Source organism: Mycobacterium shottsii (assembly GCF_010728525.1).
Taxonomy (GTDB): Bacteria; Actinomycetota; Actinomycetes; order Mycobacteriales; family Mycobacteriaceae; genus Mycobacterium; species Mycobacterium marinum.
In genome coordinates, this window is record NZ_AP022572.1 from 103773 (window position 1) to 127449 (window position 23677).

Annotated in this window: 13 protein-coding genes and 11 pseudogenes; 17 read left to right on the forward strand and 7 right to left on the reverse strand. The window is 65.0% G+C overall.

Annotated elements, in window-relative coordinates:
• Window positions 1-188: 188 nt before the first annotated feature.
• Both adhE and G6N41_RS00490 read left to right on the forward strand, forming a co-directional pair.
• A pseudogene (adhE, locus tag G6N41_RS00485) lies at window positions 189-2858 on the forward strand (bifunctional acetaldehyde-CoA/alcohol dehydrogenase).
• Between the two features lie 46 nt (window positions 2859-2904).
• Window positions 2905-3776: pseudogene (locus G6N41_RS00490) on the forward strand (IS5 family transposase).
• Between the two features lie 9 nt (window positions 3777-3785).
• Here G6N41_RS00490 and G6N41_RS00495 read toward each other — a convergent pair.
• Window positions 3786-4133, reverse strand: a pseudogene (locus tag G6N41_RS00495) (PPOX class F420-dependent oxidoreductase); the annotation flags it as partial.
• Between the two features lie 89 nt (window positions 4134-4222).
• Here G6N41_RS00495 and G6N41_RS00500 point away from each other — a divergent pair.
• Window positions 4223-5340 (forward strand): IS3-like element ISMyma1 family transposase gene (locus G6N41_RS00500; RefSeq protein ID WP_198967661.1). Its coding sequence is split into 2 segments (ribosomal slippage): window positions 4223-4490 and window positions 4490-5340, totalling 1119 coding nucleotides; the frame shifts between segments, so codons are not numbered across the junction.
• Between the two features lie 132 nt (window positions 5341-5472).
• Here the strand turns inward: G6N41_RS00500 and G6N41_RS00505 are convergent.
• From G6N41_RS00505 to G6N41_RS00515, 3 genes are read right to left on the reverse strand one after another with little or no spacing between them, the layout of a single operon-like run.
• The gene (locus G6N41_RS00505) at window positions 5473-5832 is read right to left on the reverse strand and encodes a YciI family protein (RefSeq protein WP_198966286.1); all 360 of its coding nucleotides are present in this window, start codon (window positions 5830-5832) and stop codon (window positions 5473-5475) included.
• Window positions 5825-6697 carry a haloalkane dehalogenase gene (locus G6N41_RS00510; RefSeq protein ID WP_198967662.1) on the reverse strand — a complete coding sequence of 291 codons (873 nt, stop codon included), beginning with the start codon at window positions 6695-6697 and terminating at the stop codon, window positions 5825-5827. The genes G6N41_RS00505 and G6N41_RS00510 overlap by 8 nt, the downstream gene beginning before the upstream one ends.
• A gap of 50 nt (window positions 6698-6747) precedes the next feature.
• The gene (locus tag G6N41_RS00515) at window positions 6748-8538 is read right to left on the reverse strand and encodes a CocE/NonD family hydrolase (protein WP_198966287.1); all 1791 of its coding nucleotides are present in this window, start codon (window positions 8536-8538) and stop codon (window positions 6748-6750) included.
• A gap of 141 nt (window positions 8539-8679) precedes the next feature.
• Here G6N41_RS00515 and G6N41_RS00520 point away from each other — a divergent pair, with 141 nt between their 5' ends.
• Window positions 8680-9327 carry a TetR/AcrR family transcriptional regulator gene (locus G6N41_RS00520; protein ID WP_198966288.1) on the forward strand — a complete coding sequence of 216 codons (648 nt, stop codon included), beginning with the start codon at window positions 8680-8682 and terminating at the stop codon, window positions 9325-9327.
• Window positions 9328-9336: 9 nt separating this feature from the next.
• Here G6N41_RS00520 and G6N41_RS29690 read toward each other — a convergent pair whose 3' ends face one another.
• Together G6N41_RS29690 and G6N41_RS00530 are read right to left on the reverse strand one after the other, a co-directional pair.
• On the reverse strand, window positions 9337-9849 hold the full coding sequence (locus G6N41_RS29690; protein ID WP_198966289.1) for a PE family protein: 513 nt from the start codon (window positions 9847-9849) through the stop codon (window positions 9337-9339).
• Window positions 9850-9979: 130 nt separating this feature from the next.
• A complete protein-coding gene (locus tag G6N41_RS00530) occupies window positions 9980-10861 on the reverse strand; it encodes a LysR family transcriptional regulator (protein WP_231608744.1) in 882 nt (293 codons plus the stop codon).
• 194 nt (window positions 10862-11055) lie between these two features.
• On the opposite strand from G6N41_RS00530, the gene G6N41_RS00535 reads away from it, so the two are divergent.
• The 13 genes and pseudogenes from G6N41_RS00535 to G6N41_RS00595 all read left to right on the forward strand — a co-directional run.
• Window positions 11056-11367, forward strand: coding sequence for a hypothetical protein (locus G6N41_RS00535; RefSeq protein ID WP_198968056.1), 312 nt, complete (start codon window positions 11056-11058; stop codon window positions 11365-11367).
• A complete protein-coding gene (locus G6N41_RS00540; RefSeq protein ID WP_198965176.1) occupies window positions 11343-11624 on the forward strand; it encodes a hypothetical protein in 282 nt (93 codons plus the stop codon). Before G6N41_RS00535 ends, G6N41_RS00540 begins: the two co-directional genes overlap by 25 nt.
• On the forward strand, window positions 11600-11761 hold the full coding sequence (locus G6N41_RS00545; RefSeq protein ID WP_198913342.1) for a hypothetical protein: 162 nt from the start codon (window positions 11600-11602) through the stop codon (window positions 11759-11761). The genes G6N41_RS00540 and G6N41_RS00545 overlap by 25 nt, the downstream gene beginning before the upstream one ends.
• A gap of 5 nt (window positions 11762-11766) precedes the next feature.
• Window positions 11767-12342 (forward strand): hypothetical protein, encoded by a 576-nt coding sequence (locus G6N41_RS27615; RefSeq protein WP_231608745.1) that lies wholly within the window; start codon window positions 11767-11769, stop codon window positions 12340-12342.
• A gap of 90 nt (window positions 12343-12432) precedes the next feature.
• Window positions 12433-13743, forward strand: coding sequence for an EamA family transporter (locus G6N41_RS00555; protein WP_231608746.1), 1311 nt, complete (start codon window positions 12433-12435; stop codon window positions 13741-13743).
• Complete coding sequence (locus G6N41_RS00560; protein WP_231608747.1) at window positions 13682-14272, forward strand: TMEM175 family protein; 591 nt, start codon at window positions 13682-13684, stop codon at window positions 14270-14272. The genes G6N41_RS00555 and G6N41_RS00560 overlap by 62 nt, the downstream gene beginning before the upstream one ends.
• Window positions 14273-14506: 234 nt before the next feature.
• A pseudogene (locus tag G6N41_RS00565) lies at window positions 14507-15378 on the forward strand (IS5 family transposase).
• 187 nt (window positions 15379-15565) lie between these two features.
• Window positions 15566-15838 (forward strand): annotated as a pseudogene (locus tag G6N41_RS00570) (DUF732 domain-containing protein); the annotation flags it as partial.
• 163 nt (window positions 15839-16001) lie between these two features.
• Window positions 16002-17264 (forward strand): annotated as a pseudogene (gene istA, locus G6N41_RS00575) (IS21 family transposase); the annotation flags it as partial.
• Between the two features lie 47 nt (window positions 17265-17311).
• Window positions 17312-18183, forward strand: a pseudogene (locus G6N41_RS00580) (IS5 family transposase).
• 10 nt (window positions 18184-18193) lie between these two features.
• Window positions 18194-18454: pseudogene (locus G6N41_RS00585) on the forward strand (IS21 family transposase); the annotation flags it as partial.
• Window positions 18451-19262 (forward strand): annotated as a pseudogene (gene istB, locus G6N41_RS00590) (IS21-like element helper ATPase IstB). The pseudogenes G6N41_RS00585 and istB, both read left to right, overlap by 4 nt.
• A gap of 919 nt (window positions 19263-20181) precedes the next feature.
• A pseudogene (locus G6N41_RS00595) lies at window positions 20182-21642 on the forward strand (PE family protein); the annotation flags it as partial.
• A 391-nt stretch (window positions 21643-22033) separates the two neighbouring features.
• Here the strand turns inward: G6N41_RS00595 and G6N41_RS00600 are convergent.
• Window positions 22034-23600, reverse strand: a pseudogene (locus G6N41_RS00600) (carboxylesterase/lipase family protein).
• Between the last annotated feature and the right edge of the window lie 77 nt (window positions 23601-23677).

A 23677-nucleotide genomic window follows, 5' to 3' on the forward strand; every position in this document is an offset into this window, starting at 1 on the left:
AGGGCGCTGTGCCAGCGGCGCGCAGGCATTCGGCTCCCACAGTGCGTTCCCCACCCGCCCCCGTCCGATCAGCCCATTAGTACCCGCAACGTAGGGCCTTCGGACCCTCGTTAGGCCTGACCACGGATGCGTAGCATCGGCTCATCCGCGAGGCACACCGCGCCTCTTCCCGGCTTGAGGACCCGATCATGACAACGACACCAACCGAGTCCGCCTCCCCCGTCGAAGCACCCGCGATCGACAACCTACGCACCGCCGAAATCGACGCCATTGTTGATACCGCCGCTGAGGCGGCCCGCGCCTTCCGCAAGCTTGACCAGCAGCAGGTCGACGCGATCGTCGAGGCGATGGTGCGGGCCGGGGTGCGCGCGGCCGGCGAACTGGCCGGTGTGGCGATCGAGGAGACGGGCTTCGGCGTCTTCGAGGACAAGGTCGTCAAGAACTACGTGGCCACCGAATTCCTGCACGACTATCTGCGCGACAAGAAATCGGTGGGCGTCATCGACGAGGACGTCGAGCACAACATCGTCTACGTGGCCGAACCGATCGGGGTGGTGCTGGGCATTACCCCGGTGACCAACCCGACCTCGACGGTGTTGTTCAAGGCGATCGTGGCCGCAAAGACCCGCAACGCCATTCTTTTCCGACCGTCACCGTATGCGGTGCGCTGCTGCGAACGAAGCATCGAGATCCTGCGCACCGCGGCCGAAGCGGCCGGGATGCCTCCCGGGGCGCTGCAGGTCATCCCCGATGCCGCTCACGAGGTGACGCACTACTTGTTCACACACCCGAAGGTCGACTTCATCTGGGTGACCGGCGGGCCAAAGATCGTCGCGTTGGCGAACTCGGCGGGAAAGCCGGGGCTCAGTGTCGGTCCTGGGAATGCGCCGATCTACATTCACAAGACCGCCGACCTCAAGGGCGCGGTGGTCGACATACTCATCTCGAAAACGTTTGACTCCTCGGTCATCTGCCCGGCCGAGCAGACCTGCATCATCGACGACGAGATCTACGACGAGATGATCGCCGAGTTCGAGCGGATGGGGGCCCAGTTGCTCACCGCCGACCAGGCGAAGGCGGTGGCCGACTTCGCGTTTGGTTGTGGCGACAAGGTCTCCCTCGATGCGGTCGGGCAGAAGGCGCCAGAACTGGCCGCCCGGGCCGGATTCAGCGTGCCTCCCACGGTGAAAGTACTGCTGGCGCAGTTGCCGTCGGACTTGGACGAACTCGCCGCCCACCCACTGGTGCAGGAGAAGCTGATGCCGGTGCTCGGGGTGGTGCGCGCGCGCAGTGTGCAGCACGGCATCGACGCCGCCGTCTTGGTCACCGAGCACGGCGGGTTGGGCCATACCTCGGCGATCTACGCCAAAGACGACGACGTCATCGAGGCATACGGGTTGGCGGTTCGCACCGGCCGCATCCTGGTCAACGCGCCAACCGCGGTCGGAGCGCTCGGCGGGGTCTACAACAATCTGACACCCACGTTCTCGCTGGGCTGTGGCACCTGGGGCGGATCGAGCACCACCGAGAACGTCAACTATCGCCAGTTGCTCAACATCAAGACGGTGTCGCGGCGGCGCACGCCGCCGCAATGGTTCCGCGTGCCGTCCAACACCTACTTCAACGAAGGCGCATTGGACAATCTGCGCGAGCTCGACTGCGAGACCGTCGTGGTGGTCACCGACGCACTGACCGAGGAGCGCGGCGTGGTCGAGGCGCTGCGTGGCAAGTTGCGCGCCCAGCACGTGCAGGTGTTCAGCGAAGTGACACCCGAGCCCGACGAGACGACCATCCGCCGCGGTGTCGCGCTCATGCAGCGGGTGCAGCCCGATCTGCTGATCGCCATCGGCGGCGGTTCGGTGCTCGACGCCGGCAAGGCGATGCGGCTGTTCTACGAGCACCCGGAGAAAAGCCTCGACGCTTTGACGATGCCCTTCCTCGACCCGCGCAAGCGGGTGGCCGACTATCCGACCGACCGTCATCGCATCCAACTGGTTGCTGTCCCAACGACATCGGGCACCGGGTCGGAAGTTTCGCCGGCGGCGGTGTTGACCGTTGGCGGAAAGAAGGAAACGCTCGTCGACTACAGCTTGGTCCCCGACCTGGCGATCGTGGACCCGGTGCTGACCTCGTCAATGCCGCAGAAGCTGACCGCGGACACCGGCATCGACGTGCTGACCCACGCGCTGGAGGCGATCGTGTCGATCTTCGCCTCGCCCTACACGGATGCGTTGTGCGCCCAGGCGGTACGGCTGATCTTCGACGCTCTGCCCAGGGCGTACGACGATCCCGAAGATCTGTCCGCGTGAACGAGCATGTCCAATGCGGCGACGCTTGCCGGCCTGGCCTTCTCGAATGCCTTCGTCGGGACCAATCATGCCCTCGCCCACGCCGTTGGTGCGAAATTCTCGGTCCCGCATGGCCGGGCGAACGGCATCTTCCTGCCGCACGTGCTGCGTTACAACGCAAGTCTGCCTACCAAGTTCATGCCCGCGCCTGGATATTCGGCGTACATCGCACCGGACAAATACGCGCAACTCGGTCAGCTGGTGTTTGGTGGCCATCTTCCCGACGACAGCCGCCAGCGATTGTTCGCAGGGGTCGACGATCTGCTGGACCGACTGGACATGCCGAGATCGCTGCGGGAATTCGGGGTTGACGAGCAGGAGTTCCTGGCCGCGCTGCCGACGCTGGCGATGACTGCGTTCGAGGATCTCAGCAACCGCACCAACCCGCGGATGCCCCTGGTCAGCGAGATCACCGATTTGCTTCGGCTGGGCTACTACGGTGACACGGGCGTTGGGGAGCCGGCCCCGGCGCCAATCAAGCCCGGGGATGTTGATGGACGGTCCGTTTAGGGCGTGTCTGCTTAATGTGAATGGTGTTTTGGCTGATGCTGTTTGGGTGATGCGGACGCATGCGATTTCTGATGATTTGTGGTCGCTGATCGTGGCGGTGTTGCCTGCGGGGCGGCGGCGTGGCCGGCCGTGGAACGATCATCGACGTACTCTGGAGGGCATTATCTGGCGTTACCGTACGGGATCTCCGTGGTGTGACCTGCCCGAGCACTTCGGTCCCTGGCAATCGGTGGCCGAGAGGCATCTACGCTGGTCGGTCGATGGCATCTACGCGCGGATCTTCGCGGCGATCGCCTCTGACCTCGACGCCGAGGACGCCGACCTGGGCGCACTGTTGTCGGTCGATTCGACCAGTGTGCGCGCCCACCAACACGCAGCCGGAGCGCGCCCGGGCGCCGCACAGGGGATCTGTCGAATTACAAGAAATATCTCGATGAGCCCGATGACCACGCCATTGGGCATTCCCGCGGCGGGCTGACTACCAAGATCCACGCCTTGACCGACCAGCTGTGCAGTCCGGTCACCCTGGCACTGTCGGCCGGTCAAGCCGGTGATAATCCGATGCTTTGGCCACTGCTGGCCGCCCGGTGCAGCAACTCATACGCCCCGTATCGCCTGCTGGCGGACAAGGCGTACTCCCATGACTCGACGCGGGCACAGCTGCGCCGGCTCAAGATCGCCCACACCATCCCCGAGCGCAGCGACCAGATCACCCGCCGCAAAGCCAAAGGCCGCAACAGAGGACGGCCTCCGGGGTTCTCAGGCCGAATCTACAAGCACCGCAACACCGTCGAGCGAAGCTTCAACCGGCTCAAACACTGGCGCGCGGTCGCCACCCGCTACGACAAATACGCCCTGACCTACCTCGGCGGTGTCACCCTGGCCGCCATCATCACCTACCACCGCGTCCGCAATTAGCAGACAGGACCTAGGCGGCGCCAATGATTCGTCATTGGCCACCGGTTCGCCGCGCAGGTTCAAACTCCACGAGATCTTCGGAGTCACCCGCAGATACGGCTGATCACCGGCTACCACCTCGGCCATACCGTACACACGCAGAAACCGGGGACTCCAGGGCTGCGTGGACACCAAATCGTCAATGACCAATGCGATCTTGTCGTTGCCGGCCAAGACGTTGTGGTGGCGCCACGTCTTCGACGGCTGATAGCCGCCGATGTTGATGTAGGTCCCATCGAACTCGAAACCGACCGGGACGACATCGGGTTGACCGTCACCGTCGACCGTCGCGACCCTGGCCAGCGGCTGGCTCTTCATGAATGCGACTGGCCTGACCCCGATCGGTTGATCCACGGCTTGTGAGAGTCTTGTGGCCCACGTTGTGGGCAGGAAGGCTCGACAAGATCATGGCGACGAGGAAACGGCACAGTCCGGAGCAGATTGTGCGCAAGCTGATGACCGCGGACGGGCTGTTGGCCGAGTGCAAGGACACCGCGGCGGTCTGCCGCGAGCTGGGGGTCTCTGAGGCTACCTACTACCGGTGGCGCAACCAGTTCGGCGGCCTGAAGGCCGAGGACGCTAAACGGCTCAAGGACCTCGAACGCGAGAACGCCGCACTCAAAAGGTTGTTGGCCGATGCCGAGTTGGAGAAGGACGCGCTGTGGGAGATCGCCCGGGGAAACTTTTAGGCCCGGAGCGCCGGCGGGCGGCCGTTCGTCATCTCCAGCGCGTGCTGGGGGTCAGCGAGCGGTTTGCCTGCCGCGTCACCGGACAGCACCGCGCCACCCAACGCCACGAACCGGTTGCGGGCACGCCGGCCGATCCGGACGCCGCTCTGAGGGAGTGGCTACGCGACTACGCCAACAAGCATCCTCGTCGCGGGTTCCGACCGGCCTACCACGATGCCCGCGGCGAAGGCTGGGAAGTGAACCATAAGAAGGTGCAACGGCTTTGGCGTGAGGAAGGACTGCGGGTCCCGCAGCGTCGCAAGTGCAAACGGCACGGCACCTCCACCGCCCCGCCAGAGGTAGTCGCCGATGCACCCGATCGGGTGTGGGCGGTGGACTTCCAGTTCGACGTGACCACCGATGGGCGGCCGATCAAGATCGTGTCGATCATCGACGAGCACACCCGCCAATGCCTCGGCGGTATGGTCGAGCGCAGCATCACCGGTGATCACCTCACCGAGGAGTTGGGCCGCATAGCCGCCGGGCGCGGGGCCTTACCCGCGGTGCTGCGGTGTGACAACGGACCCGAATTGGCTTGCAGCGCAATGGCAGACTGGGCCGAGGGCCAGGTCGGACTCCACTTCATCCCGCCCGGCGAGCCGTGGCGCAACGGCTATGTTGAGTCGTTCAACTCCCGCATCCGCGACGAGTGCCTCAACATCAATAGCTTCTGGTCGCTGGCCCAGGCCCGTGTCGTCATCGGCGACTGGAAGCACGAGTACAACCATCATCGGCGGCATTCATCGCTGGGCTACCTACCGCCTGCCCGCTATGCTGCCGCCTGTACCCACCGATGAATGACTCTCGTTCGCCGCGGACCAGTTCACGGGGTCAGGCCACGACCTCATCACTACTGAAACTCATCGAAATGCCTTTCTGGATGGTGCAGAAATTACTTGGCCCGGAAAAGATCAACGGTCATGGCGCCACTAGGAGAGGCGGTTCACGATGGTGCCGTCATGGACAAACCACGGCCTGATCCGATAGGTCCTGGCTCCGCTAGCGTGCATGGGATCGGCGTCGGCGATCGCCTGGGCCTCGACCACCGAGCCGGCGCGGTAGATCAGCAATCCGTCGCCTTCGAAGTGATCGCCGTCGTCGGTCCAAAACGGGCCGGCGGCAAAGAGCACGCCACGGTCTTCCAACTCCCGCAGGTAGCCGAGGTGATCCTCGATATGCGCTTGCACGGCGTCCAATCCCTGCGCCACCGAGGTGACCACGTAAAGCGTCAACCCAACCGGGCCGCCGAAATCCTGGATGACTTTGCGTGATTCGAGTCGGTCAGGCACGATCGGCTCCATTTTGGCGTTCGCGCACGTCGAGGACGAAGGCGCGCACGGCCGTGCCAATCGCGTCCGGGGAGTCCTCTTGCAGGAAGTGACGGCCGGCGACCTTCACTTCGCGCTGGTTGGGCCACGAGCGCGCGAAGTCGAGCTCGCTGCCCCCTTCATGCAGGATTGCGCCCGGCTCCGCGACTATGAGAAGTTTCGGAATGTCGCTGCGCGATAAGAAGTCTACATACTCCTGTACCATCGCCTGCACGTCAGCCGGCTCACCCTCGACCGGGATCTCACGGGCCCAGAGCAGCGTGGGGATGCGGCTCTGGGGCGTGGGGTAGGGCTTGCGATAGACGGCCATCTCCTCCTCGGTCAGCTGGCGTTGCACACCTCCAGGCACCACCTTCTCCACAAAGACGTTCTCCGCCAAAGCCATCCGCTCGCCCTGTTCGGTGCGCAGCGCCCGCATCAGGGGCTCATAGTCGGTGAAGCCCGCCCAGGTCCTGGGCTGCACGAGCGCATCCATGTAAGCGATACCGGCAATCTGTTCCGGATAGCGCAGCGCGCGGTAGAAACCCAGCGCCGAACCCCAGTCGTGCATCACCAACACCACGTTCTCGGTAATCCCGACGGCCTCGAACCACGCGTCGAGGTACCGGACATGGTCGGCGAACCGGTAGGAGAAGGTCGGCGAGGTGCCGGAGGCCCCCATGCCGATCAGGTCCGGCGCCAGGCACCGACCCACGTCGCTGAGATGCGGGATCACGTTGCGCCACAGGTAGGACGAAGTCGGGTTGCCGTGTATGAAGACAATGGGATCGCCCTGCCCCACGTCGATATAGCTCATCGCGCTGTCGAGCACGTCGACCCGTTTCATCGGCCCGGTGACCGCTTCCCGAGGGGCTCCCGCGCTGCCCTGGCCGACACTCACGACTGCAGCTCCGACGACTGGGCGGGCAACACTGGAAGGTGCAACCGCGACGAGGAACGGATGGTGTTGCGGCTACTGGTGCCGACGCTGGCGTGCCGGAAGCTCATGATGGCCGGAGTCGCCGGGTCCTGGTCGTCGCTGGTGAGGATCAGCCGAATGCGGCAACCGGCCTTGAACCGTCGTGCGTTGGCCACCAACGGTATCCGGTAGACGACATCCTCACCGATGGGAACGGCCTCCATATCTCGGCAAGGCAGAACCGGCGCGCCGCGCTGGCTGGCCTTCTCATCGACGCGGCGCATGCTGGCCCGAAGCCACCCGGCGGTGACGTCGGAGACGGTGCCGTCTTGGGCAACTTCGTGCAGCGTCGCGATCCACCCGGTGTCCATTGCGGTGGCTGCGGCGACGAGACGCAGTTCGATATCGCCGACTACATCGAGGTCTTGGGTCAGCGACGCACTGGTCCAGGTGAGCATCGAGGGCGGATCAATCGCGCTGGGGGCGGCCCGATTCAAACCACCGCCGAGGACCAGGTACTCACGAGCACCCGGCTCACCCTCGTCGGCGCCGAGTTCCCCGTCAGCGCGCAGCGCAAACTCCCGGTAGACGACGCCGGGCGGCGGCCACGTCGCGGTGGTCCGCCATCCCTGGGCGCCGGGCAATACGTAGCGGATGGCCGGCCCGTCCAGGATCCCGGTGTCGCGGCTCTTGAGCCAATGGTCAAACCGCGCCAAGGCCTCGAGATGAAGGCTCTCCCACGGCCAGGTCAAACCGAACTCCCCGAGTATCCCCATCCGGGTAGAGGGCCTGTCCGCCAGCGCCTTCCATGCCGCGAAGGTAGACGGAAGGTGCAACGGGACGTTCTGCCAATCGCAACCCAGATATACCGGCACATCGATCCGTTCCAGCAGAGGGTTGAGATCGCGTTCGTCCCACCACTCATCGCGGGTGGGATGCTCGACCGCCGCCGAGAGCCACAACTGGTCCCACGGGCGCGGATTGTGCCGAATCTTGGTCAGTTGGCGCAGCATGGCCAGGGCGGCTTCCCCGTTCGCCGTCGCGAACTTCCGGCGCAGCCGTGGGGTATTGAGCACCTGTCGGGCCAGTCCGACCAGCTTGCCCCGCCACAGTGCGTCACTTCGCTCCGACGCAATGCCCACCATGGCAAGAAACGGGCTGACAAACGACGAGCTGAACAGGCCATGGTGCATGGCCGCCTCGTAGAGGTCTGTGGTCACCGCCACCGGGAAGATGGCTTTCAGATGCGGTGGCCGCTCCACGGCCGCCTGTAGCTGGGTCATGGCGAAGTAGCTGATGCCGATCATCCCCACGTTGCCGTCGCACCAGGGCTGCGCGGCCGCCCACTCCACCAGATCGTGCATGTCGCGGCGTTCGGTGGCGTCGAAGAACCCGAAGGTACCCCCCGAACCCCCGGTACCACGCACGTTCGCGATCACGTGGACATAGCCCCGAGGCACCCAGAAATCGGTGACGCCGGCTTCGATGAACCCCATCGGGGCACCGAGATCTTGGATTTGCCGCGGATACGACGAGGCGGCGATCAAGGCGGGAAAACGGCCCTGAGCATCGGGCCGGTGCACATCGGCCAGCAACACGGTGCCATCCCGAACCGGGATGGCAACATTGTTCTCCCGCATCGTGTTGTATTGCAGCTCACTAAGATTGGTGCATTCGCGGCCGGTTGTCTGCGGCCCGTTGAGTTGCCGCTCACCCTCGACCAAGCCGGATGCCTTTTCCAACCGACGAGCACTGCCCTGCACGGCCATGAGACCTCCCGCCTTGCGGCTTTAGTTTCGTCACTCGTTGAGACTATGGCTACAGTACTTCCGGGATAATTTCAACGCAAGTGGTAACTTTGTTTGTCATCGGCCGGCACTGGCGCGCCGTGGGCAGGGGGCAGATTCACGATGGGCAGCAGACGGGTGAAGCCGGGTCCGCGCGACGAGAAGGGCGTACTCGCCGCCCAGATCCTTTCCGTAGCTCGGGATTCCTTCGCTGAAAACGGTTCGGCCGGAACCACTGTCCGCTCGGTTGCGCGGGCCGCCGACGTCGACCCTTCGCTGATTTATCACTATTTCGGTTCAAAGGAAGGGCTGCTCGACGCAGCGACCACTCCACCGCAACGGTGGCTCGACACGGTCGCCGAGACATGGACCACCCCGAAGGCCGACCTGGGCCGCCGGCTCTTGCAGACCCTCCTGGGCAGCTGGGCAGACGACGAGATCGGCCCGTCACTGCGGGCCATTTTGTTGACGGCTGCGCATGAGGACGCCACCCGCCTGAAGTTGCGACGCATTGTTGAGAGTTCTTTGATCGGAGTGTCGCAGCTCGACACCGACGAAGATGACCGCCTCACGCGAAGCGGGCTGATCGCCAGTCAATTGATCGGCCTAGCCATGACCCGGTACGTCTGGCAGATCGAGCCAATCGCGTCAATGAGCGATTCCGAAGTCCTCGCGGCGATATCGCCGAACCTGCAGCGCTATATCGACGGCGACCTGCATCCCGCGAAGAAGTCGCCCGCCCAACGTCCTCGACACACACGCAGACCGTGAGTCGCGCGACTAGATCAAAGCCACTTGCCCGGTAATTACCTCGGTCGCCGCCTCGATCATGGCCACAAGAAGCGTGGCGACGACAGCGCTGAGCAAAATGAAGCCCAGCAGGGCAGGATACAGACTCTCGGGAGCCGAAGTGAGCAGTCCCATCAGCACCGTACCGGTGACTCGGACTATCTGAGCCTCCACAGCGGTCCCGAACGAACGCACCATCGTCTTCAACCCGTCCAACAGCGAGGCCAGCGCCGCATCAATGCCGACATACGAGCTCGCGCTCGCCGTCAGATTCTGGACAAACCGCTCATGAAATGCGGCCGCCTGCCCGGCCAGCGTCTGATAGTCCTGGGCGTGGGCGGAGAACAGTTGCGCGATCCCCACCGACACCTCGTCGCCGGCGGCGGCCAGCACCGCAGCGGTTGGGGCCGCCGCCAGGTGCGCCGCACTCAGTGTCGAACCGATAGTCGCCAAATCCGTTGCCGCCGCGGCCATCAACTCCGGCTCTGCTATCACAAACGACATTGCGACCTCCAGGCAAACCAGACAGCCCAGCCATGGGCCGCCGATCCGTCACCGAAATCGTAGGCCGGATTTCGACCACAACGTGGGAAAACCGAATTTCACCTGACCCGCACGAACGGAAGATTGAATTTCAATCGTATTGATGTTGCGCGTCGAAGCCCTCGGCCAACGCGGTGCGAAACGCCACCACCGCCGGGTGGGCGGTGCGTGATGTACGGGTCAACGTAAACAACTGGCGTTTCGGCGAAGCGGGCAACGGGGCAAGCCGCACCCCGCGCATCCGGTCTTGGCCGAGCAGGGCGGGCAAGATGGCAACCGCGAGCCCTGCCTGCACCATCTGCAGATGCACCAGCAGATCCACTCCGTCGAAGCGCACATCCGGTTCGAAACCGGCGGCGCGACACACGCTGCGCGCCCACCGGCCGGGCACAGTGGGTTCTGGGTCCAGGGCCCACGACGCGTATTCCAGGTCGGACAGCGTCGTCGCGTCGCTCCAGGGCCCGATCCTTGGCATCGCGAGAAACAGCTCGTCAGTTCGCAGGTCCACGCGATCCAGACTCGGGCTCGGCGGCAGCCGCCCGCCCGGATACTCCTCCCCCAGCACCACATCGAAGGTGCCGGCCAGCAGACCCGAAGTCGCCTCATCAGCCTCGCGCTGCGCGACTTCGACGCGCAGGTCGGGGTAATCGCGAGCCAGCGCATCAAGCACCCTAGGCAGGATTGAGAGCAGCAACGTCTGAAATGCCGCGACCCGCAACCGACCGGCTACCCGCCCTTGGCTGGCTGCCAGCAGGGCCTCGGCCCGCTCCAAGGTAGCGATCGCCAACCTGGTGTGCTCGACGAGTGCCTCACCCGCATCGGTCAGCCGCACGCCCCGGCCCACGGGTTCGATCAGGGCCATCCCGCATTCGCGCTCGAGCTGCGCCAGCTGCTGTGAGACCGCCGATGGACTGTATGAAAGCGCCTTCGCCACCGCGGCCAGCGTGCCCCGTCGCTGCAGTTCGTGCAGCACGACCACCCGCTGCAAAATTCAACATTCGCCGACCCCATATTCATCACATTTGCTTACTAGATTAGATCAGAATCATTCGCTGGACTATTCAACGGCAAGCATCACGAAAAATGCCCGTGAAGCGTCCTCGGTGCATCACGTAAAAATGCCCGCGAAACGGTCGATCCTCAGCAGGCATGGGAAGTGGGCTGTCGATGTCGTCTCGGGCCGAGATCACCGCGAAGTTCGCCAGGGCGTATGTGGGGGCGCCGAAGGCGGACAAGGGGCAGATTCTGGATCAGGTGGTGGCGGTCACCGGCTGGTCGCGTGACAACGCCCGGCGGCGGTTGAGGGCGGCGGCCGCGCCGCCGGGAGCGGGTCGGCAGGTCGCCAAACGGACTCGCCGGCAACGCAATCCGAAGTACTCTAGGATGCGCTCAAGGTGTTGCAGAAGGTGTGGGCGGCCTCAGGCGGGCAGTGCGGCCGGTATCTGGCCGCTTCCATGGCACTTCAGTTGGATGCTCTAGAACGCCACGGCGAACTGGTGGACGGCCGTGACCGTTACGGCCCGGCGGTGCGTGCCGAGCTGTTGGCGATGAGCAGCGCCACGATCGACCGCTACCTGCGCGGCGCCAAGGCCCGCGACCAGATCTCGGGTGTGTCGACGACGAAACCCTCCCGCTGCTGCGGTCCTCGATCACCATCTGCAAAGCAGGCGATGAGGCCGAAGAATCTCCGGGGTTCTTCGAAGGCGACACCGTGGCGCACTGCGGCCCGACACTGAAAGGTGAGTTCGCCCGCACGGTCAACCTCACCGACATGCACATCGGCTGGGTGTTCACCCGCACGGTGCGCAACAACGCCCACCCCCACATCCTGGGCGCCCTCAAAACCGGAATTACTAAAATCCCTATAAGGTAACGGGTTTGGACTTCGACAACGGCACCGAATTCCTCAATAAGGCGGTCATCAAGTGGGCCGCGGACATGGAGATCTTCTTCACCCGCTCACGACCCTACAAGAAGAACGACCAGGCCACCATCGAGTCCAAAAACAACCACCTCGTGCGTCGCTACGGGTTCTACTACCGCTACGACACCGACGAAGAACGCGCCGTGCTCAACCGGCTGTGGCACCTGGTCAACGACCGGCTCAACTACCTGACCCCCACCATCAAACCCATCAGCTACGGCTGCAGCCGCGACGGTCACCGCCGCCGGCTCTACGACAAGCCCCAGACCCCTGGACCGGCTGCTGGCCGCCGGAGTCCTCTCAGCGGCCCAACAAACAGAGCTGCTCACCTACCGCAACAGCCTCAACCCCGCCGCGATCGCCCACCAGATCGCCGACCTGCAAGCCGCCCTGCTCAGACTCGCCAAAGACAAGACCGAACAGCTCTACCTCACCGCCATACCCGCCGCTCTACCCGCCCTCAAAGCCGGCATCCGCATCAAAAGCAAGACCACCACCTGACCCCGATTTCGCGGGCATTCCTTACCTGATGCATGAACCAGGTTTCGCAGGCATCTTGACTTGATGCATCACGTTCAATCAACGCCTGACAGGCTCATTGCATGGCGTCACGCACACCGTTGCCCGTTCTCATGATCCTGGGATCGTGCATTTCACTACAGCTGGGCGCGGCGATCGCGACGCCGCTGCTGGCGCACTTCGGCGCCGGGCTCACCACCGGCGTGCGACTGTTGTTTGCCGCCACCTTGCTGATGGCAATCCACCGGCCCCGCGCGTTCGGCTGGGACCGACAACAGTGGAGATCAGCAGCGCTGTTTGCGGTGGCATTGGCGGGCATGAACGGCTTCTTCTTTGCCGCGATCGCCCGCATCCCGCTCGGTGTCGCAGTCACCATCGAGTTCGCTGGACCGCTGATGCTCGCGGCGGCATTCTCCCGCCGCCCACGCGACCTCGGCTGCGTGATGGCGGCCGCGGCCGCCATCGTGGTCCTCAGTTGGGACGGCTCGAAATCCGCAGCGCTGAGTCCCGATCTGGCGGGCGTAGCCTTCGCCCTCGTCGCGGCATGCTTCTGGGCGCTCTACATCTTGGCCGGCAAACGCATCACCGGTCAGCAAACGGGTCACGGAGCCCTTTCCGTCAGCATGTTCATCGCAGCCATTGTGGTGCTGCCATTCGGGATACCCGCCGTACCCACATTAACCGGGCAACCAGAGAAGCTGATCCCCCTGCTGGGGGTCGCGGTGCTGTCGTCGATGCTTCCGTACTCGTTGGAATTCGCGGCGATGCGCCGCTTCAGCGCACACACATTCGGCGTGCTGCTCAGTCTCGAACCCGTGGTCGCCGGGCTCGCAGGCTGGATATTGCTGGGCCAGACGCTCAGCTGGGTCCGGGGGCTGGCGATGGTTGTCGTTGTCGCCGCATCCATCATCTGCACCCTCAGCCAGCCATCGCCCGCCTCGGAGCCATCTCCCGCGAAGGAAAGGACCCCAACACGCGATCGAGCGCAAGGCAGCGCTGTGGGCCGCCCGCTCGCCCGGGTTCGCAACGGGCTTCAAAAGTCACAGCGCCGCGAGCCCGTGGCCGGGCGAGACGGTGTTCCGTCGCCTGCCGCCGAATGGCTGGACGCCGATGTATCCCTAGGAGATTCGGGGCGCTTTGGTGACAAGATCGCCCGAATAAGCCACCGCGCCAACCCAGTCGGCGGCGGCCGCGGCGAGAAGGCACCCATTCGGTCGGCGGCCCAGGTTGGACCCCACTTCGGTGCAACCGGCTCAGCCACTAATCATTCGGCCACAGATGTGCCACGTTGGGCAGATGAGCACCATTCGCCTGCTACCCACGTCACGTCTCAAAGCATTCTCCGACGGCGTGTACGCCATCGTCATCACCCTGCTCGTCCTGGACCTGAAGGTGCCGGAATCCAGCAATGACCTTGGCGGGGCGCTGCTGCGGTCCTGGCCGGCCTTTCTCGCCTATCTGGTCAGCTTCGTGTTCATCGGCAGCTCGTGGCTCGCGCATACCAGATTGACCGTTGCGCTGGTGACCGCGGACGAGGTGTTCAACACCATGAACTTGTTGTTGCTGCTCCTGGTCACCTTCCTGCCATTCAACTCCGCCCTGATGTCCCACTATCTCGTCGGACCGGGGCAGCGGCTGGCGGTCGGTTTGTTCGGCGTGAACGTGATGCTGGCGACAGCGGCAAGCGCCGTCCTGGCCAGCTACGGTCGCTACAAGAGCGAGCTGTCCAGCGCGAAGGATCGCGCGACGCTGGCCGAAATTGCCCAGTCGCGTTGGATGTTCAGCGCGCTGATGGGCCTATCGGTAGTGGCGGTGCTGCTGCTGCCGAGCGTGGCCGTGGCGTTTTACCTCTTTCTCTCGGCGCTGATGCTGATGCGCCCGCTGCGCATCTTGACGCTCGGCGGCCGACGGCAGCACGATTCCCGCGAAAACGGTGCCTAGGCCGCGGCGTCCGGGTCACTGCCATCGCCGCCGTGAGCGGTCCTGGCTGGGCAGGTCGATGGACGCGTCATCATATCGACGCGGTAGGGACCATCCTCTCGCCGCAACGGCCAAAATGCCACGTTCAGACGCTCCTGAATAAACTAAGCTGACGCCACCATGTTGGCCAATGAGACAGTGTGGACTAGGGCGTGTCTGCTTAATGTGAATGGTGTTTTGGCTGATGCTGTTTGGGTGATGCGGACGCATGCGATTTCTGATGATTTGTGGTCGCTGATCGTGGCGGTGTTGCCTGCGGGGCGGCGGCGTGGCCGGCCGTGGAACGATCATCGACATACTCTGGAGGGCATTATCTGGCGTTACCGTACGGGATCTCCGTGGCGTGACCTGCCCGAGCACTTCGGTCCCTGGCAATCGGTGGCCGAGAGGCATCTACGCTGGTCGGTCGATGGCATCTACGCGCGGATCTTCGCGGCGATCGCCTCTGACCTCGACGCCGAGGACGCCGACCTGGGCGCACTGTTGTCGGTCGATTCGACCAGTGTGCGCGCCCACCGACACGCAGCCGGAGCGCCCCGGGCGCCGCACAGGGGGATCTGTCGAATTACAAGAAATATCTCGATGAGCCCGATGACCACGCCATTGGGCATTCCCGCGGCGGGCTGACTACCAAGATCCACGCCTTGACCGACCAGCTGTGCAGTCCGGTCACCCTGGCACTGTCGGCCGGTCAAGCCGGTGATAATCCGATGCTTTGGCCATTGCTGGCCGCCCGGTGCAGCAACTCATACGCCCCGTTTCGCCTGCTGGCGGACAAGGCGTACTCCCATGACTCGACGCGGGCACAGCTGCGCCGGCTCAAGATCGCCCATACCATCCCCGAGCGCAGCGACCAGATCACCCGCCGCAAAGCCAAAGGCCGCAACAGAGGACGGCCTCCGGGGTTCTCAGGCCGAATCTACAAGCACCGCAACACCGTCGAGCGAAGCTTCAACCGGCTCAAACACTGGCGCGCGGCCGCCACCCGCTACGACAAATACGCCCTGACCTACCTCGGCGGTGCCACCCTGGCCGCCATCATCACCTACCACCGCGTCCGCAATTAGCAGACAGGACCTAGACGGGTAGTCGCGCTCAGCGACCACGCCCCGGTTCTGGCATTACGGGCTCATCCTGCCTGTCCACCCGATGTCTCGATCTCGACAAGAAGTTATTGAGGATTCGTAAAGACGCCGCGCTGATTCTGAGGTCAAGCCAAAGAGCTAACCAATCAAATCAGCAAAGGAGTCCAAAATGTTCACTCGCCGCTTCGCCGCCTCCCTGGCCGGAACCACCCTGACCGCTGCCAGCCTGGGCCTGGCCGCACTCGGCTTCGCCGCCACCGCCACCGCCACCGCAGGCTCAACCGACGACGCCTTCCTGGCCCAGATCCAAGCCGACGGGATCACACCGCCCAGCGCGGCACGCGCCATCAGCGACGCACACGCCGTCTGCACCGCGCTCGACGAAGGCAACTCACCCACCACGGTCATCAACGCGGTCGCCGAGTCGACCGGTCTGAGCTCTGTCCGTGGCCATGAAAAAGTAGCCACTGGTGGCCAAGTCGAGGTATCCAGTTTTGGCCAGATAAAAGTATCCACCCCGTGTTCGTCGTGTCGATCAGGAACTGTGGGCCCCGATGGTGACGGTGAAGGCGCCAACCAATGGCCATCACCACCGGGGAGTTCCATTGAAGTCTGTGAAGGACCGCATGGACATCATTTCTGCCGATCAACAGCTCGGGTCGTACCGGGCCGCCGCCGACGCGTGCGGCACCACGCATCGCACCGTCAAGAAGATCATCGACAAATTCGAGGCCGACCAGGCCGGCATACCGCCGGCACGGCGGGCCGAACGAGGGCACAACTACGATTCGGTGGCCGAGCTGGTCGCCGAACGTGTCGAGAAATCTGGAGGCCGGATCTCGGCCAAGCGGCTGCTGCCGATCGCCCGCACCGCAGGCTACCAAGGCTCGGATCGCAACTTCCGGCGTCTTGTTGCCGAGGCGAAGACGTTGTGGCGCAGCGCCAATCACTGCGGGCGCCGTCCAGCGGTATGGTCACCAGGGCAGTACCTGGTGATCGACTGGGCCCAAGCGGCACCGGGATTGTTCCTGTTCTGCGCGGTGCTGGCATTCTCCCGGTGGCGATTCGTGCGTTTCGCCGCCGACCAGAAGGCCTCGACCACGCTGGCGTTGATCGCCGAAACCCTGTCGGCGATCGGCGGGGTCCCGGCGTGGGTGCTGGCTGATCGGATGGCCTGCCTCAAAGGCGGGGTAGTCGCCAATGTGGTCGTCCCGACCCCGGATTACATCCGACTGGCCACCCATTACGGGTTCGCCCCGGACTTCTGTCACGCCAACGACCCACAATCCAAGGGCATCGTGGAGAACCTGTGCGGCTATGCCCAACGCGACCTGGCGGTGCCGCTGCTGACCCAGTCCGCTGTCGACGGCGTGCCGATCGACATCCGGGCCGCCAACGCCGCTGCGGCGGCGTGGTGCGACGAGGTCAATGCCCTGGCGCACTCGGAGATTCAGGCGATTCCCGACGAACGGTTGGTCTCCGAACGCCAAGTACTGCAACCACTTCCATCGTTGCGCTTACAGATCGGGGCGCCCACGGTGCTGCACAAGGTCGACCGACTCTCCTGTGTGCGCTACGGCTCGGCCCGCTACTCGGTACCCACCCGGCTGATCGGCACCACCGTGGCAGTGGTGGTCGATCACGGCGCGGTCTGCCTGGTCGAACCGGCTACCGGGATGATCGTGGCCGAACACGAACTGGTCGCCCCAGGCTCAGCGTCGATCCTCGATGAGCACTACGACGGGCCAAGGCTGGCACCGAGTCGGGGCCCGCGGCCCAAGACCAGCGTGGAGAAGCAGTTCTGCGCCCTCGGCGCGGACGCCGAGGCATTCCTCGTCGGTGCCGCGGCGATCGGCAACACCCGCCTAGGGCGTGTCTGCTTAATGTGAATGGTGTTTTGGCTGATGCTGTTTGGGTGATGCGGACGCATGCGATTTCTGATGATTTGTGGTCGCTGATCGTGGCGGTGTTGCCTGCGGGGCGGCGGCGTGGCCGGCCGTGGAACGATCATCGACGTACTCTGGAGGGCATTATCTGGCGTTACCGTACGGGATCTCCGTGGCGTGACCTGCCCGAGCACTTCGGTCCCTGGCAATCGGTGGCCGAGAGGCATCTACGCTGGTCGGTCGATGGCATCTACGCGCGGATCTTCGCGGCGATCGCCTCTGACCTCGACGCCGAGGACGCCGACCTGGGCGCACTGTTGTCGGTCGATTCGACCAGTGTGCGCGCCCACCAACACGCAGCCGGAGCGCGCCCGGGCGCCGCACAGGGGATCTGTCGAATTACAAGAAATATCTCGATGAGCCCGATGACCACGCCATTGGGCGTTCCCGCGGCGGGCTGACTACCAAGATCCACGCCTTGACCGACCAGCTGTGCAGTCCGGTCACCCTGGCACTGTCGGCCGGTCAAGCCGGTGATAATCCGATGCTTTGGCCATTGCTGGCCGCCCGGTGCAGCAACTCATACGCCCCGTTTCGCCTGCTGGCGGACAAGGCGTACTCCTATGACTCGACGCGGGCACAGCTGCGCCGGCTCAAGATCGCCCATACCATCCCCGAGCGCAGCGACCAGATCACCCGCCGCAAAGCCAAAGGCCGCAACAGAGGACGGCCTCCGGGGTTCTCAGGCCGAATTTACAAGCACCGCAACACCGTCGAGCGAAGCTTCAACCGGCTCAAACACTGGCGCGCGGTCGCCACCTGCTACGACAAATACGCCCTGACCTACCTCAGCGGTGTCACCCTGGCCGCCATCATCACCTACCACCGCGTCCGCAATTAGCAGACAGGACCTAGCCGCAGAGCTGGAGATCCTGCTCGCCCTGGGGGCCGCCCACGGCACCGACGCGCTGATCGCGGCGCTGCACCGGGCGGTGGCGTTTCGCCGGTTCCGGGCCGCCGACGTGCGCTCCATCCTGGCCGCGGGCACCGGAACCCCACAACCCCGCCCTGCCGGGGATGCGCTGATTCTGGACCTACCGGTCGCCCCGATGCGTTCCCTGGACGCCTACAAGATCGGACCCGTCGGAGCCGATGACGAGGTGATCTCATGACCACGACATCACCAACGACTGCCGTCGAACCCGTGGCGCCGCCGTCGGTGCCGCCGCTGGCCGCTGATCTGGATGCCGGGCTGCGGCGGTTGAAGTTGGCCGCGGTGCGGCGCAGCGCACCGAGGTCTTGCTGACCGCCAAGACCCAACGCTGGACTCCTGAGGAAGTGCTGCGCACGCTCGTCGAGACCGAACTGGCCGCCCGGGATGCCTCCAACATCGTCAACCGGCTCAAGGCCGCCGCGTTCCCCGTCTCGAAAACGTTGGAGTCCTTCGACGTGGCCGCCTCGTCGATCCCGCCGAAGGTTTTCGACTACCTGTCAAGTCTGGAATGGATACGGGCCCAACAGAACCTGGCGATCATCGGCCCGGCCGGCACCGGCAAATCCCACACCCTGATCGGGTTGGGGACCGCGGCGATCCACGCCGGGCTCAGGGTCCGCTACTTCACCGCCGCTGATCTCGTCGAGACCCTCTACCGCGGCCTGGCCGACAACACCGTCGGCAAGATCATCGAATCGCTGCTGCGGGTCGACCTGATCATCTTGGACGAACTCGGCTTCGCCCCACTCGATGACACCGGTACCCAACTGCTGTTCCGCTTGGTCGCCGGCGCCTACGAACGCCGCAGCCTGGCCATCGGGTCACACTGGCCCTTCGAACAATGGGGCCGGTTCCTGCCCGAGCAGACCACCGCAGTCAGCATCCTCAACCGCCTGCTACACCACGCCACCCTCGTCATCACCGACGGCGACTCCTACCGCATGAAGGACGCCCAGCACCGGAAGGAGCAACCCACACCAACCTAGGAACTACCGCCCGGGGTGGATACTTCTATCTGGCCACCAGCGGATACTTCAACTTGGCCATTGACAACACGGTGGCAGATACGCCTTGCGGACTGCAGTCAGGAGCTGCGACCGCTTGGGGCGCACCCATGAATCCGATGGCTAGTTCCCCGATGAGGCAACCCGCGCTGATGGACACCACTTGCCGGCGCGCACGTATACCGATGATTTTCTTCATCATTTGATTCCTTCGGATTGGCGAATCAATCGTTGAAGGTTCCCGAATACCCAGGATCCAAAGTAGCGGAGGAATTTGGTCCAGGTCGGTGACCGGGTTCGCTCATTCGGCCGCTTCCCGGTGATCTGCCGGGCAAGCGTGGTGACTGTGCGAAGCAAGCGACCAGAGTGACGCGCGAAGCCTGAAAATCTCGGAAAAGACGGATCGGTTCTTATCGAATCGTGACACGGACCGTGACCAAACCGTAGTCATCGGCGCTGGCGGAAACGCATCGATCCACGACGTCTAAGGACACAGGTCGACGAGTTCTGGTCGACCAGGCCCCAAGGGGATGGTCCAGGTAACGACCTGGGTATCGCTTCAAAAGCGAGGCCGCTGTTGCCCGGCATGCCGGGGTGGCCCGGTGCCGGTATCGTCAGCCGGCACGCCCGACCCGGTCTCCGAATTACCCGTTCCAACTCAACATCTGCCTGCGCCGCATCGCGGTCACCCGGATTCGCCTCGGCGGCCCCGCCTCACACGCCGCCTCGCCAACACCGTCTTCGGTCATCGGCACACCGACCGACAAAATCCGTCAAACCACTTGCCAAACGGTAGCGGCCTGGCACAAGAGAAATTCATAGGAGATTCATAGTAGGAAGCAACAAGATGCGGTGTGTTTTCCGGCCGTCATTTCTGGTTGTTCCGCATGGGAGGCGCCCAGTGTCGTTTGTGATCGCTGAGCCCGAGCTGCTCGCTGCCACCGCTACCCACCTGTCCTCGCTCAGGACGACACTCGTTGCAGCCAACGCAGCTGCGGCGGTTCCGACCACGGGGCTCCTGGCTGCAGCCGATGACGAGGTGTCGGTGGCCATCGCCGCAGGCTTTCGCGCGTACGGCCAGGCATATCAAGCGCTGAGCGCTCAAGCCGCGGATGTTCATGCGCGATTCGTACAAGCGTTGGCTGCTGGCGCCGATCGGTATGCCAGCGCCGAAGCCGCCAACGCCGGGCAACAACTGCTCGACATCGTCAACGCCCCCACCCAGGCATTGATTGACCGCCCGCTGATCGGCAATGGCACCAACGGAGCACCCGGAACCGGCCAAGATGGCGGGCCGGGCGGACTATTGATCGGCAACGGCGGGTCCGGGGGCTCCGGCGCTGCGGGCACCAACGGCGGCAACGGTGGCGCCGCAGGATTGTTGGGCGCCGGTGGTGCCGGTGGTGTGGGCGGCTTCGGGCTACCTGGGGGTGCGGGCGGCAACGACGGAGCAGGCGGAGCCGGCGGCCTGTTCGGCAACGGCGGCAACGGCGGCACCGGCGGGGGGGCATTGGACGGCAACGGCGGCAGCGGCGGGGCAGGCGGCGCGGGCGGTGTCTTAGGTTCGGGCGGCAAAGGCGGCGTCGGAGGCGTCAGCGCGCACCAGGTCGGCGGCACGGGTGGTCCCGGTGGGACCGGTGGACTACTGGGCGCGGGCGGCGCCGGTGGTGATGGCGGGCAAGCCGATGACGCCATCGGCGGAACCGGAGGCACCGGCGGAAGCGGCGGCACGCTCTAGGGATCCGGCGGGCTCGGCGGCAACGGCGGAAACGGCGGCCACCAGGGGGGCCTGGGTGGAGCGGGTGGCTCGGGCGGGCTGTTCGGCGACGGCGGCTCCGGCGGCGACGGCGGAACCGGCGGCACCAATGGCGCAGCCGGTGGAGCAGGCGGTCGTGGCGGCTTGCTCTATGGATCCGGTGGCGACGGTGGTGACGGCGGCAACGGGCAACCGGCCGATGGCGGCGCGGGCGGCGCGGGCGGCGCCGGCGGCCTGCTGGGCGCCGGCGGCCTGCTGGGCGCCGGCGGTAACGGTGGCGACGGCGGGGTTGGCCACGACAACGGCGGGGCAGGCGGCGCCGGCGGCCGAGCCGGCCCGCTAGTAGGAGCGGGGGGCAACGGGGGCGACGGTGGCGCCGCGGGTCTCCACGGTGGCCAAGGAGGGAGCGGCGGCAACGCGGGCATCCTGCTCGGCAATGGCGGCGCCGGCGGCACCGGCGGCTGGGGCGGCTTCAGCGTGCCTGGTCAGGGCGGGACCGGTGGAGCCGGAGGACATGCTGGACTGATCGGCAACGGCGGAAACGGTGGCGCCGGCGGGATCACCTCGGTCGCCGGTGGCACCGGCGGCGACGGGGGCAAAGGTGGCGATGCATGGGTGATCGGAAACGGCGGCAATGGCGGCAGCGGCGGCACCGGCACACAACCGGGTGGCCCGGGCGTGGGGGGATCCGGGGGTTCACTGATCGGCCAGCATGGATTGAACGGGTAGCGAACGACACGGGGACCCCGCACGACACCTCGGCATCACCAGTCCGACCGTCCAGCGATGGCTCGACCGGTCCCGCTCGCGCGGCAGCCGCGCGGCGCCCGAGAGGACAACCGGCACGCCGACCGTCACCACCACGTCAAGATTTGTGACGCCGCATTGGGTGTCTTCGGCCCTCAATGCGCACACCGCGCGGCAAAGAACGGAGCAGCGTCCCGCCTCCGTCGTCTGCCCACTTTTACGAACGTGAAACAGACACCCCATCGTCCGCCTACCGGAAACCCACGACCTCCCGGCCCCAGGCGGCGCGAATGGGTGCGTCGATATCGCGCGCAACCTTGTCGGATTTGTCGATGACCAGGCAAGCGCGGTCGCCGTCCTGGTAAGCCGGCCAGTCCGGTTCACCGGCGGGGCCCGCGGGATTGGCCTGGGTAGCAAAGTTGATCCACCGGGTCCGCATCCTCTTGGAGACGGCCCTGGCGGTTTTCGCGCCACCGAGTCGCAAGGTGAGGTCCTGCGGTCCCCCGAGATTGCCCCAGACGTAGGGCAGCTCGGTCGCGTGAGCAGCCCGGACCAGCAGCAGTTTCAGCAGCGGCGTGGAGTAGTCGATGCGGTACAGGTACACCGGCGCCACCCTGCGGTGGCCCTCGGCCAGCCATACCGATGGCATCCGAAAGCCGACGTCGGTGGCGATGCTGAGCGGCCTGGCCCTGCGCCGCAGCCGGGAATAGGCCAGGCCGATCTCCTCTTCGGTCGGCAATTGCAGGTCGGGCTGCTCGGCGGCGATCTGGGTGAACATGGACGTGATCGCGCGCGGCGTGATCGGCATTGGCGGCGATCGCATCAGCCGGAACAGCGCGGCTTCATGCTTGTTGGTGCCGATCAGCAGCGGGACCGGGTGCGAGCGGCCTTCCTGAGCGACCTTCACCGGATAGTCGGTGAGCACATCGCCGTCGACGATCGGGACGAACGCCAACGTGCCGGGGTTACGCACTGGCACTTCGTTGAATACTTCTGTCGAGGCGGCAACGATCGCCGCGGTGGGCAGTTGCGTCAGTTTGTCCACGTCGCTGGCGGCGATTCCCAGCTTGTCGAGCAGGTGCACCGCGACACGCTGCGCTCTTTCCAGGTCGTAAACCGAGGTAGCCGGAGAGCTTTGGGCGATCGCGCGGGCGAACAAGCCCTGAGCCGCCGGGGTCACCAGCAGCGTCGTCACCAGCCCCGCACCGGCGGATTCACCGAACAGCGTGATGTTGGCGGGATCGCCGCCGAACGCCGCGATGTTCTCGCGTACCCAATGCAATGCAGCCAGCACATCGCGCAGCCCGACGTTGGAATCAAAACTCCGTCCGGCATGGCTCAACGACGACAGGTCCAGGAAGCCCAGGGCACCGAGCCGGTAGTTCACCGTCACCACGATGACCTCACCGCTGCTGGCCAACCTCCGGCCGCCATAGAGGGCCTGACTTGCCGAGCCCAGCATGTATGCGCTGCCGTGCAGCCACACCATCACCGGTTTCCCGGCACCGGGTGCGGTGTTCGCCGGCGCCCAGATGTTCAGCCGTAGACAGTCTTCGTCCTGCGGCGCGCCGAGGTCGATGGGCATGTTGGCCAGCACCGGCTGAGGGCAGACACCCGAAAGCGGTGGCATCGGCGATCTCGGTCCATGGTTGGGGTGGCTGCGGGGCCCGGAACCGCAGCTCGCCCACGGGCGGCACGCCATACCGGATGCCCTTCCACGATTTAGTCCGGACCTCGATACCGGCCGCTGCAATGCCGTCTTCGGCGCCCCGGACCGGCCCATAGGCGGTTTCGACCACATAGCCGTCACTCGCCATTCGTCTGATGTCACTGGCCATAATTGTGAAAACTCCTGTTCCCCTTGGCTCAGGTTAACGACTGGCAATCGCACAGC